The organism is Dyella sp., from assembly GCF_035277725.1.
Taxonomy (GTDB): domain Bacteria; phylum Pseudomonadota; class Gammaproteobacteria; order Xanthomonadales; family Rhodanobacteraceae; genus Dyella_B.
Window position 1 is genome coordinate 1 of sequence record NZ_DATEJY010000171.1, and the last position, 11,496, is coordinate 11,496.

The following is an 11,496-nucleotide window of genomic DNA, read 5'->3' on the forward strand; positions in this document are numbered from 1 at the left end:
CTATACCTCCCCCCGCCCCGAGAACATCGACCGCGTGGTCGCCCTGATGGCCGAGCACGGCATCGAGGCCTCGGTGGAGAATCGTTCAAACTGGCGCAAGCCCGGCCACCGCCGCTTCAGCTACCAGGAACCGGACAGCGACCGCAGCAACTGGGAGCAGGTGTGGATCGCCCGCGCCGACGACTACACCCGCGCCCGGGCCCTGCTGCGCGAGCTGGGCATCGAACCGGTGATCCGCCACGGCCAGGAGCTGGCCGAGGCGCGCAATCCCTCGCCGCAGGCGAGGCGCCGGGGCACGGTGGCGCGGGTGCGGCGCATCATGCTGCTGGCCATCCTGGGCATCATCGCGGTGATGACGCTGCGCTACCTGCACGTGATCTGAGCCCCGGCGCTGGTGCCGCAGCGCCCCATGCGCGGAGCCCGTCTTCCGGCCTAGAATCGGGCCATGCGCTCCGAACACGTCCGCCTGTTCCAGACCCTGCCGCACGCCTGCGGCTACTACGCCGAGCGCACGGCGCAGAACCTGGTGATCGATCCGGCCGCGCCGCAGCTGGACCGGCTGTACGGGCCGGCGCTGGAACGCGGCTTCCGCCGGGCCGGCGGGCACCTCTACTTCCCGCACTGCCCGGAATGCCGCGCCTGCACGCCCTGCCGCATCGACGCGCTGCACTTCGAAGCCGACCGCTCGCAGCGGCGCTGCCTGAAACGCAACGCCGACCTCGTGGTGACCGAATGCCAGGCCGGCTACAACGCCGAGCGCCACGCGCTGTACGAGCGCTACCTGCGCCAGCGCCACCCCGGCGGCGGCATGGACGAGGCCGACGCCAGCGACTTCCGCCGCTTCCTCACCGCGCCATGGAGCCCCACCCAGTTCCTGGAATTCCGCCTGCGCGAACGCCTGCTCGGCGTGGCGGTCACCGACGTCTGCCGCAGCGGCCTGTCGGCGGTCTACACCTTCTACGACCCCGATGAAGACGCCCGCGGCCTTGGCACCTTCGCCATCCTCAAGCAGGTGGAACTGGCCCGCCGCCGCAACCTGCCCTGGGTGTACCTCGGCTTCTGGATCGAGGGCCATCCGAAGATGGACTACAAGCGGCGCTTCCGGCCGCTGCAGTTGCGCACGGCCGAGGGCTGGCAGGTCATGCCTTGATGTAGGAGCGCACCCTGTGCGCGAAATGCGCCGGCGCTTGATCGAAGCCAAAAAGCATTCGCGCACAGGGTGCGCTCCTGCAGATTCATGCCTCGGGTATTTCCGGATACGGGAACAGCTTCACCAGCGGCACCGAGATGCCGTCGTCGCCGACCACGCGGCAGTGCGTGCGGTCGAGCTGGCGCGGATCGTCGACGCCGCAGCTGTGGGCGATGATGCCCACCTCGTGCATCACGTTCTTCGCGTAGTTCGCCACCTTCTCGCTCTTGTCGGTGACCACCAGGCCGCGCTGCAGCTTCGGGTCCTGCGTGGTGATGCCGGTGGGGCAGGTGTTGCGGTTGCACTGCAGCGACTGGATGCAGCCCAGCGCCAGCATGAAGCCGCGCGCCGAATTGACGAAATTCGCACCCATCGACAAGGCCCACGCCACGTCGTACGCGGTGATGCATTTGCCCGAACAGATCACCTTGATACGCTCGCGCAGCCCACGTTCGATCAAGGTATTGACCAGTTCCGGCAAGGCCTCGCGCAACGGCAGGCCGACGCCTTCCATCAGCGTCTGCGGCGCGGCGCCGGTGCCGCCTTCGGAGCCGTCGACGATAATGAAATCCGGCGCGCTTTCGATACCGCGCCTGGCCACTTCATCACACACTTCGTCGATCCACCCCATATCGCCAAACACCGCCTTGAACCCGGTGGGCTTGCCGGTGAGATCGCGGATGTGCCGGATCGAATCCATCAGCTGCGATACGTTGGCAATATCCAGATGGCGATTGGGACTCTGCGAATCCGTGCCCACCGGAATCCCGCGAATCGCAGCGATTTCCGCCGTCACCTTGGCTGCGGGCAACAGGCCACCCATGCCGGGCTTGGCGCCCTGCCCCAGCTTGATGCTGACCATCTTCACCTGCTTGTGCGCACAGATCGCCAGCAACTTGTCGTCATCGAGTTTGCCATCCGGCGTGCGCACGCCGTATTTGGCGGTGCCGATCTCGAACACGATGTCGCAGCCGCCTTCGAGGTGATACGGCGCCAGGCCGCCTTCGCCCGTGTCCATCCAGATGCCGGCTTTCGCCGCACCGATCGACAACGCGCGCACGGCGGGTGCGGACAGCGCGCCGAAACTCATCGCCGAGATATTGAAGAACGCCGCATGATCGTAAGGCTCGCGCGCATATGGCCCGATGCGCACGGGCTGCGGTTTGACGTGTGACTCGCCCAGCGCCGGAAACGCCGCATTGACGAAGAACGGCACGCCTTCCAGATGCAGGTCGCGCGTGGAGCCAAACGCATTGGTGTTCTCAGTGTTCTTGGCCGCGCGATATACCCACATGCGTTGTGCGCGGTTGAACGGCATTTCCTCGCGATCGCTGGAATACAGGTATTGGCGGAAGAACTCGCCAAGATGCAGGAACCAGTAGCGGAAGTGCCCGATCACGGGGTAATTGCGCAACACGGAGTTATGCGTCTGGTTGCGATCGACGAACCATGTCACCAGCACCACCAGCACGGCGATCACCAGCAGCAGCATGAACAGTGCCGCGAAGGTTTCCACCAGTACCACCAGCCAATGCGCGAAGCCTGTCGATGCCATCGTTCTACTCCGTGATATGTAGCAAGCCTCTCTCCCCAAGGAGAGAGAGGAGAAAGCGCGTCGCCGATTCTACAGCTCGATCCGGATCGCCTTGGCCGCGCGAATCGCCTTGGCCTTGGCGGCTTCAATATCGTTATCGCGCGCCAGTGTGACCGCCATGCGGCGGCGTCCTTTCACTTCCGGCTTGCCGAAGATGCGCAGTTGCGTATCCGGTTCGGCCAGCGCGTCGGCAATACCGTGGTAGCGCGGCGCACGACCCTCGCCTTCCATCAACACAGCACATGAAGCGGAAGGCCCCTGCTGGCGAATGGCCGGAATCGGCAGCCCCAGAATGGCGCGCGCATGCAGCGCAAATTCCGACAGATCCTGCGAGATCAGCGTGACCAGGCCAGTGTCGTGCGGCCGCGGGCTTACTTCGGAAAAGATCACGCTGTCACCTTTGACGAAGAACTCCACGCCGAACACGCCCCAGCCGCCCAGCGCGCCGGTAATGGCTTCGGCCTGGCGTTGCGCTTCGGCCAGGGCGGTCTCGCTCATCGGCTGCGGCTGCCAGGATTCGCGGTAGTCGCCGTCTTCCTGACGATGGCCGATCGGCGCGCAAAAACGGGTGCCATCTTTGTGCCGCACCGTCAGCAAGGTGATTTCGTAATCGAAGGGCACGAAACCCTCCACGATCACCCGTCCTCTGCCCGCGCGACCGCCGGATTGGGCGTAATCCCAAGCGGGCTTTAGCTCAGCGGCATCGCGCACGGTGCTCTGACCCTTGCCGGACGAACTCATCACCGGCTTGATCACAAAGGGGTAGCCAATGGCGGCCACCGCCCCGCGGTAATCCGCCTCGCTGTCGCAGAAGCGATAGGGTGAGGTCGGCAAACCCAGTTGCTCGGCGGCAAGGCGGCGGATGCCTTCGCGGTCCATAGTCAGCCACGCGGCGCGCGCCGTCGGGATGACCTTCAAGCCTGCTTTTTCCAACTCCACCAAGGTGGGCGTGTGGATGGCTTCGATTTCAGGCACGACCAGATCCGGCTGTTCCTGCGCAATCAAGGCACGCAGGGCGGTGCCGTCCAGCATGTCGATGACGTGGCTACGATGCGCCACCTGCATGGCCGGCGCATTCGCATAGCGATCCACCGCAATCATCTCGACGGCAAGACGCTGCAACTCGATCGCGACTTCCTTGCCAAGCTCGCCCGCACCCAATAACAGCACTTTGAGGGCATGGTCGGAATGGGGCGTGCCGAAGGGCTTCATCGAGGTCTCCAGATAAACCGACATTGTACGTCGATCGCCTTGCCGCACCGCAGATTGACAAGGCCCCATGGCGGGTATTGAGTAGGCTCGACTCCGCTCCCCACGGATCATTTATGCGCAGCAGGATCGCCCCGCTTTTGCTGGTGTCGATGTTGTGCCTTGCCCCCAGTCCCGCCAAGGCTGCTGCCGATCCTGCGCCCACTGAAACCACCTGGATGACCGTGCTGCTCAATGGCCGCAAGATCGGCCACGAGGAAATTCAGCGCGAGCAAATGGGCAATACCGTCACCACCACGCAGACGCTGGTGATGGCTATCGAACGCAGCCATAAAGTGGTGCCATACATCAACGTCAGCCGCAGCGTGGAAACCGTTGCCGGCGTACCGATCAGCTTCACCATGACCAGCACCATGTCCGCCACGGAAACCAGGGTGGAAGGCACTCGATTGTCCAATGGCACGCTCGAACTTACCAACACAGTCGGCGGACATTCCGACCAGGCCATTTCTACCTGGCCCGATGGCGCCGTGCTGGTGGAAGGACAACGCAAAGCCATGCAAGCGGCGATTGCCCATCCGGGCATGCATTACCACATGCTGGTGTACAACCAAGGCAGCCAGCAGCCGATGGATCTGATGGTCCACGTGCTCGGAGATGAGCGCGTGCCATTTGCCGATCACGTGGAAATCCTCAGTCATCAACAGGAAACGCTGCGCACTGTCGAAAACACGCAGACCGTCGATCTATGGCTGGACGCAGACGGCAATATCCGCAAAGGCTCGACGTCCCTGCTTGGCCGTCCGATGGACATGATTGCCTGCAGCGAAGCCTGCGCAGAAGCACCAGAACAAACCTTGGACATGATGAGCGAGGCGATCGTCGATTCACCGCGCCTGCTCACGCCGGAAATGCTGGGAGATTTCCTCAGCTACCGCGTGCACGTCACCAACAAGGCCATCTTCAAACCCTTCATCAGCACCGACCAGCAATCGGTGACGGACCTCGGCAACGGCGAATGGCTGATCAATGTCTATCGCAGTGAACTGGATGACGAGCGGCCGCCCACGCCGGCTGATACGCAGCCCAATGCGTGGTTGCAATCCGATGCCCCGGAGATCAAGGCACTGGCCATCCTCGCTGCCGGAGGCGAGCGAAACAAATCGCACATCATGGGCAACCTCAATGCGTTCGTCAGCCGCTATCTCTCCAAGCGCGGACTGGATATCGGTTATGCCTCGGCGCTGGAAGTCGCACGCGACCGTCGTGGCGACTGCGCGGAATACGCGGTGCTGCTCGCGGCCATGGCACGCGCGGAAGACATTCCGGCACGCGTAGTCGTTGGCATGCTCTACACCGACAGATACGACGGCAAGCAACGCGTGTTTGTACCGCATGCCTGGGTCGTGGCATGGGTGCGGGGGCACTGGCAGAGTTTCGATCCCGCCACGGTGCGTTTCGACACCGGCCATATCGCCTTGGACATCAGCGATGGCAATCCATGGCATTTCTTCAATGCAACGAATGAATTCGGCAGCATCCAGATCGATGCGGTGAAAACCTTCGGCGAGATGTACGGCCTGATGCCGGGGAACGCGACCGGGGGTGCGGCTGGCGCCGGTGGTGGTGCGAAGTAGCCGGCCGGTCCGGCGGGACCACTTGAATTAGATATCACTTTGATATCTAATCCTCCCAACTCGGGAGGATTCAGCCATGAACGAACGCACTGGGTTTAATGAGCGCAGCGGATTTTCGATCCCCGGCATCCCTTTGATATTCCTCTTCCTGGCGCTGGTTCTGATCGGCTTCGGGTGCTACGTCAGCAAAGCCCATGGCGGCCCGCCCTGGATGGTTGGCCTGGGCGTATTCATCCACGTGCTGTCGCTCTGGTTCCTTATCGGTTTTTTCCAGGTCGCGCCCAATCAAGGGCAAGTGCTGCAGCTGTTCGGCAAATACGTAGGCACCGTGCGCCACGAAGGCCTGCGCTGGACCAACCCTTTCTATAGCCGCAAGCGCATATCGCTGCGCGTGCGCAACTTCGAAAGCGGCAAGCTGAAGGTCAACGACAGCGATGGCAATCCCATCGAGATTGCGACCATCGTGGTGTGGCAGGTCATGGATACGGCGGAAGCCGTGTTCTGTGTCGACAACTACGAAAACTTCGTCACCATCCAAAGCGAATCCGCGCTGCGCCAGATGGCGCAAAGCTACCCTTACGACGCGCATGACGATGGCAAGCCATCGCTGCGCAGCCACGGCGACATCATCAACAATCATCTGCGCGACGAAATCCAGGCGCGCTTGGATCGCGCTGGCGTGCAGGTGATGGAAGCGCGCATCAGCCACCTCGCCTATGCACAGGAAATCGCGCAAGCCATGCTGCAACGGCAGCAGGCCAGCGCCATCGTGGCGGCCCGCACGCGCATCGTGCAAGGTGCGGTCGGCATCGTTGCCATGGCGTTGGAAAAACTGCGCAGCCAAGGCGTCGTCGATCTGGATGAAGAGCGCAAGGCCGCGATGGTCAGCAACCTATTGGTCGTTCTATGCGGAGAACGCGGCACACAACCGGTGATCAATACCGGCACGCTTTATCACTGACATCTCATGGCGGCTGAAAAAAAAGCCTATCCGCTACGCATCAGCCCGATCGTGCTGGAAGCGATGCAGCGCTGGGCCGATGACGAGCTCAGAAGCGTGAATGCGCAGATCGAATACGTGTTGCGCCAGGCCTTGCACGCCAACGGCCGATTAAAGCCTGGCAAGGTCAAGCCGCTGGCGGATGACGAATCACGCTGAATCCGTCCGCGTTCTCAAACTCATACCCAGCGCCACCCAGCCAACGATAAACGCCACGCCGCCGAAGGGTGTCACGATGCCAACCCATCGCGGCGCCCCCAAAGCCAGGGCGTACAAGCTTCCGCTGAACATCACGATGCCAAGCGCGAAAGCCCACGTGGCTACGAGGCGTGCCTTGCTCCCCCGAATCAGCGCGGCAGCAGCAAGCGCCAACGCGTGCCAGAAGTGATATTGCACTGCTGTATGCCAGAGTTCGCGTTGCGTGGCGCCCAGTACATCCTTGAGCGCGTGCGCACCGAAGGCACCCAGCAACACGGCGCTCGCTCCGGCAAGGCCGACGAGCAGTCCGTCGCGGGATTGGACAAGTTGTCGCATCGACAGGATTCCCCATGACATGGAAAGCGCTGAAACGGTGATACCTGGCGTATCCTGAGCCGGTTCCAGCGAAGGAATTCTTGCATGAAGCTCTTGCGTTTCGCCCGCCTGGCCGGCCTGCTCGTCATCAGCATGGTGTTCGCTGCATGCCAGTCGCAGCAAGCGGCGCCATGGCTGCTCACCGATATCTCCGGGCACATGCCGGATCTTACTTTCCGGCTCACCAACGATCAGGGCAAATCCGTCACGGCGCCGGATTATCAGGGAAAAGTCACCCTGCTCTATTTTGGCTACACGCATTGCCCGGATGTCTGCCCGCTGACGCTTGCACATCTGCATGTGGTGATGCAGCGCCTGGGCAAACTGGCCGATGGCGCGCAGATTCTGTTCGTGAGCGTGGACCCGGCGCGTGACACGCCTGAGGCGTTGCACGCCTACGTCACGGCATTCGATCCGCATGTGGTGGGCCTGACTGGCTCACCCGCCGATATCGAAGCACTCACCAAGCGATATCGTGCGGCCTTCAGCCGGGAGCCGGACAAGGCAGGCGGCAGTTATGACGTCAGCCACAGTTCGGGCATCTATATCTTTGATGCGCATGGCAAGGCCCGTCTGCTCGCCACGCCGACCGACTCGCAGGACAAGCTGGTGCACGATCTGCATCTGCTGTTGAGCCCAGGGGGCGCAACATGAAACACCATGCATGGTTGTTTGGATTCATGATGCTGCTTGCGCCCATCGTGCATGCAGCGCAAGCGGATCAGATCAAGCCCAGCCACGCGTGGATTCGCCTGTTGCCGGCCAATCTGCCGGCCGGTGCTTATGTAACGCTCGACAACCAAGGCGCATCCGCCGCCGTGCTGGTTTCCGCAAACAGCGCTGCGTACGGATCGGTAATGCTGCATCAGAGCACGAGCGATCCGGCCGGCAACAGCGACATGCATATGCTCGACCGCCTGGTCGTGCCAGCTCACGGGCAAGTATTGCTGGCGCCGGCCAGCTACCACCTGATGTTGCAACAGGCGACGCATCCACTGAAGCCCGGCGATACGGTGGAAATCACATTCGACTTCGCCGATGGCAGCCGTCTCGCCGTGCCGTTCCTGGTTCGCCCCGCCAACGCGGCCGATTGAACGCCATGCGTGTTTTTGCCATTTCCGATCTGCATCTGGACTATGCGGCCAATCGCGAATGGCTTCAGCGATTGCCCATGCACGAATACAACGATGACGTGCTGCTGCTGGCCGGTGATGTCTCCGATCGCCTCACGCTGCTTGAAGACGCATTCAGCACGTTGACCAGACGCTTTTCCGCCGTGTTGTTTGTGCCAGGCAACCACGATCTATGGATCAATCGCGAGCGTCTGCCCGATTCGTTTGCGAAGCTGGATGCCGTGCTTGCGGCAACGCGGGAGCATGGCGTACGCACAGACGTTCATCGCGAAGGCGAACTCGCAATCGTGCCGTTGCTTGGCTGGTACGACTATTCCTTCGGTGCAGCCGACGACTACCTCAAGGCCGCCTGGGCCGACTATCGCAACTGCTTGTGGCCTGGGCATGACGAAGCCAGCTTGACGCGATTCTTCACGCAACAGAATCCCTCGCCGTCATCACCGGCATTGCAAGGCGCACGCCGGATCATCACGTTTTCCCATTTCCTGCCGCGCATCGACCTGATGCCGGAACGCATTCCGGACAAGCACAGGAAGATTTATCCCGTGCTGGGCACCACTGTCTTGGAGTCGCAACTGCGCGGACTTGGCTCAAGCATTCACGTGTATGGGCACAGCCATGTGAACCGCCACGTGACGATCGACGGTGTTACCTACATCAACAACGCGTTTGGCTATCCCTCGGAAGCGCACTTTACTGGGCGCCAACTTATGCAAGTTCTGTGACAACCATTGGAACCCTTTGTTTTGTCTTTAACTATCTCCGCTCCTTTTGCCGCCCCCTTTGTTTGTATAGGCAGGGCGGCGTTGCCGGAGCAATCACTACTTTTTTACTCGATTGTTGCGATTCAGAGATACGTCAGAGATACGAATAACCTCAAGATCTGCCCGCGGAATAGGAACGAGTAGCGCTCGCTCATCATTGGAATTTTTATCCATGAGGCGGACGTAAGAGGTTGACCCTATGCCATGCCATATAACACGTGCACCGCGCATACCCCATTGTGACGAATGTGGAAATTGAAATAAATCGATGATAAATCCGTTTTGCGTCGCCAAATCCGTGAGCCGATCATAATCATCTTTGGAAACCAGCACCAAAGCTCCTTGTTGCGAGCGAATACCCAAGGAGGTCATGGTTATGTTTAATAATGCCGGTTTAGTTAATGGAAGAAGCCCAAGAAAAATGGCAATGACTATAGCCATTGAAAGCCTAACAGAAAGACGATACTTGCTTGGATGATTCGCGCCAAATATGACCAAAAGCAAAAAACCACATAGCGCGAAATAAGAGAGCGTACCAAGCCATCGCGCGTCCGGCGATGCTTTCGATTCAATCCCTGAAAGGAGAAAAAGTATTAGGCAGAGTAATGACACTACCATGAAAACGCCGCCATCCAAAAAAGGGGGAATCTTCCAAGGCGATGCTGCAGGATCGCGCCTAGTCTTATTTACTAGCCACAACAGGCCGCGCCATGGAGCAAAGGCGACAACCAACCCATAGAACACACCAAACACGAAGAGTGCGCCAAAGCCAAGTGCCATGAAAATCAAAAAGATCACATCACCAAACGACATGCCGTCAGGGATGATGTGCTCGGTATAACAATAGAAAAAAACAATCAGTACGCCCGAAGCAGCGATAATTGATCGCAATATGAAAATAATTTCTTTTGTCTTTTCTAGAACCTCTTTCGACAGAATCATCTTCCTACTCCAACTTCAGGCTCACATAAGCTCCAGCGCCGAAAGTCGCACCAGTCATCGCCCCCTTCCTTTAGAACACACTCTAAAAACCGCTGCGTGGCGGTCTTTCAGTCGCCCGATGTTCATGCATCGCGTTGTTTGTCATCTGAGCATGAGCAGCCTCCGTGGCTAATTGTCTGATCCATCGGGAATAAAATTTAACGCAAGACTTGACCTGAGCCCGGCAGCAATTGGTAGCCCCCGGAAGGAACCAGGGTATCGGCATAGACATACAGGCGCTGGCCGCCGTACTGCTGATAATGGGCCATCTCCACATCAATAGCAAAGCGGTTTTATCAATATAGACCATAATAAATATTATGGGCCCTTATCCTAGGTTAGGATTTTTTTGCCTCATCCTTTGGAAACAATTTCTTCTGCTCAAACCAAAAATAATAAACAAAGCCCGATACGAAGCCAAGCGCTTCTATGATCGAAGCATCCAGGCCAAACGGATAGGCTTTAAAGCAATAGAAATATAAAAAGAGTAAAAATATGTATATAGTTATAGACACTAAAAATGTCTTTACTAGAGAAAAAACAACACTTTTAGCGCTTGGTTTTTTCATACCTCAATTCCTACAATAGCCATTCCAACCAGCCTCTACTGAATAATCGCTAATTCCGGCGGCCAAACCAATCATCGGACCGGCCACTAGCGCGCCCTTTTTGATAGCTGGTGCTGTTCCCAATGTGGCTGCCGCCGTATACGGGATAGATCGGCCAACCATCTGTGCTGCCACGTTAGGCTCGAGCCCGATCACATTTCCCATATACGAGGCCATTCCATTTATGGCTACGCCTGCTGGATTTCGATCTGTCACTGCCGAACCAAGCGCAGTTGATAACATATCTCCGGCGTTGCTCCCAAGGTACGGAGAGAGTTGAGTACTGGCTGTTTTTATGACACCACTGGCCACGCCGCCGGCTAACGCACCTAACGCAATTCCATAGGGATTTCCGCGCAAGTCAACCATTCCTGTCAAGGCGCCGGCAACCACACCACCCGCCGTTGCCCCTGCAACACTTGCAGCCATTGGCGTGCAATACCAAGACTGCGCAGTGCGGACAGCGTCAATAGGAACCACAGGATCAGCCGGCCTATTCGCCTTCACATTCACTGGCGCCAGCGTGTGAGAACCACCACCTCCGCCCCCTGGCCTATCGATTCGACCACCCGCCCCAGGGTCATACGACACAAACGGCGGAATGAGATAACCACCGCCTCCGAAGCCACCGCCACAACCACTGCAGTCGCCGCCATTAACCATCACCTCATCCAGCATGTGCGGCACTTGTTGAAGCATCCCCGTCGGATCAACGAATTTCAACGGGTTATTGCTGGCATACGCATAGCGATTGAAGTTGAACACATTGCCCGGGCCACCCGCTATCGGATCGACCGAGAGAAACCTG

General features: G+C 59.3%; 14 protein-coding genes. 8 read left to right on the forward strand and 6 right to left on the reverse strand.

Going from position 1 to position 11,496, the window contains the following annotated elements:
- Window positions 1-382: hypothetical protein (locus VJR68_RS14930; RefSeq protein ID WP_324148929.1), on the forward strand; the 382-nt coding region annotated here is incomplete at its 5' end.
- Window positions 383-445: 63 nt separating this feature from the next.
- Window positions 446-1,150 carry an arginyltransferase gene (locus tag VJR68_RS14935; RefSeq protein WP_324148931.1) on the forward strand — a complete coding sequence of 235 codons (705 nt, stop codon included), beginning with the start codon at window positions 446-448 and terminating at the stop codon, window positions 1,148-1,150.
- An 85-nt stretch (window positions 1,151-1,235) separates the two neighbouring features.
- Here VJR68_RS14935 and VJR68_RS14940 read toward each other — a convergent pair whose 3' ends face one another.
- Together VJR68_RS14940 and purT are read right to left on the reverse strand one after the other, a co-directional pair.
- Entirely contained in the window at window positions 1,236-2,744 is a 1,509-nt protein-coding gene (locus tag VJR68_RS14940) for an FMN-binding glutamate synthase family protein (protein ID WP_324148933.1), read from the reverse strand.
- 69 nt (window positions 2,745-2,813) lie between these two features.
- On the reverse strand, window positions 2,814-3,995 hold the full coding sequence (purT, locus tag VJR68_RS14945; RefSeq protein ID WP_324148935.1) for a formate-dependent phosphoribosylglycinamide formyltransferase: 1,182 nt from the start codon (window positions 3,993-3,995) through the stop codon (window positions 2,814-2,816).
- Between the two features lie 113 nt (window positions 3,996-4,108).
- On the opposite strand from purT, the gene VJR68_RS14950 reads away from it, so the two are divergent.
- The 3 genes from VJR68_RS14950 (at window position 4,109) to VJR68_RS14960 (ending at window position 6,788) form a co-directional block, all read left to right on the forward strand.
- Window positions 4,109-5,629 carry a transglutaminase domain-containing protein gene (locus VJR68_RS14950; protein WP_324148937.1) on the forward strand — a complete coding sequence of 507 codons (1,521 nt, stop codon included), beginning with the start codon at window positions 4,109-4,111 and terminating at the stop codon, window positions 5,627-5,629.
- A gap of 76 nt (window positions 5,630-5,705) precedes the next feature.
- Window positions 5,706-6,590, forward strand: coding sequence for an SPFH domain-containing protein (locus VJR68_RS14955; RefSeq protein WP_324148939.1), 885 nt, complete (start codon window positions 5,706-5,708; stop codon window positions 6,588-6,590).
- A 6-nt stretch (window positions 6,591-6,596) separates the two neighbouring features.
- Window positions 6,597-6,788 (forward strand): Arc family DNA binding domain-containing protein, encoded by a 192-nt coding sequence (locus VJR68_RS14960; RefSeq protein WP_324148941.1) that lies wholly within the window; start codon window positions 6,597-6,599, stop codon window positions 6,786-6,788.
- Here the strand turns inward: VJR68_RS14960 and VJR68_RS14965 are convergent.
- On the reverse strand, window positions 6,780-7,163 hold the full coding sequence (locus tag VJR68_RS14965; RefSeq protein WP_324148943.1) for a DUF423 domain-containing protein: 384 nt from the start codon (window positions 7,161-7,163) through the stop codon (window positions 6,780-6,782). The two genes, VJR68_RS14960 and VJR68_RS14965, sit on opposite strands and share 9 nt — an antisense overlap.
- Before the next feature lie 132 nt (window positions 7,164-7,295).
- Here VJR68_RS14965 and VJR68_RS14970 point away from each other — a divergent pair, with 132 nt between their 5' ends.
- Genes VJR68_RS14970 through VJR68_RS14980 form a run of 3 tightly spaced genes read left to right on the forward strand, consistent with a single transcriptional unit; the run spans window position 7,296 to window position 9,060 of the window.
- Window positions 7,296-7,856 carry an SCO family protein gene (locus tag VJR68_RS14970; RefSeq protein ID WP_414647795.1) on the forward strand — a complete coding sequence of 187 codons (561 nt, stop codon included), beginning with the start codon at window positions 7,296-7,298 and terminating at the stop codon, window positions 7,854-7,856.
- Window positions 7,853-8,296: a copper chaperone PCu(A)C gene (locus VJR68_RS14975; protein ID WP_324148947.1), complete on the forward strand. Its 444-nt coding sequence runs from the start codon at window positions 7,853-7,855 to the stop codon at window positions 8,294-8,296. Before VJR68_RS14970 ends, VJR68_RS14975 begins: the two co-directional genes overlap by 4 nt.
- Before the next feature lie 5 nt (window positions 8,297-8,301).
- Window positions 8,302-9,060, forward strand: a complete 759-nt coding sequence (locus VJR68_RS14980) for a metallophosphoesterase (protein WP_324148948.1) — start codon at window positions 8,302-8,304, stop codon at window positions 9,058-9,060.
- 96 nt (window positions 9,061-9,156) lie between these two features.
- On the opposite strand, the gene VJR68_RS14985 is transcribed toward VJR68_RS14980, so the two are convergent.
- The 3 genes from VJR68_RS14985 to VJR68_RS14995 form a co-directional block, all read right to left on the reverse strand.
- Complete coding sequence (locus tag VJR68_RS14985; RefSeq protein WP_324148949.1) at window positions 9,157-10,041, reverse strand: hypothetical protein; 885 nt, start codon at window positions 10,039-10,041, stop codon at window positions 9,157-9,159.
- Between the two features lie 377 nt (window positions 10,042-10,418).
- Window positions 10,419-10,649 carry a hypothetical protein gene (locus VJR68_RS14990; RefSeq protein ID WP_324148950.1) on the reverse strand — a complete coding sequence of 77 codons (231 nt, stop codon included), beginning with the start codon at window positions 10,647-10,649 and terminating at the stop codon, window positions 10,419-10,421.
- Between the two features lie 3 nt (window positions 10,650-10,652).
- Window positions 10,653-11,496: RHS repeat-associated core domain-containing protein (locus VJR68_RS14995; RefSeq protein WP_324148951.1), on the reverse strand; the 844-nt coding region annotated here is incomplete at its 5' end.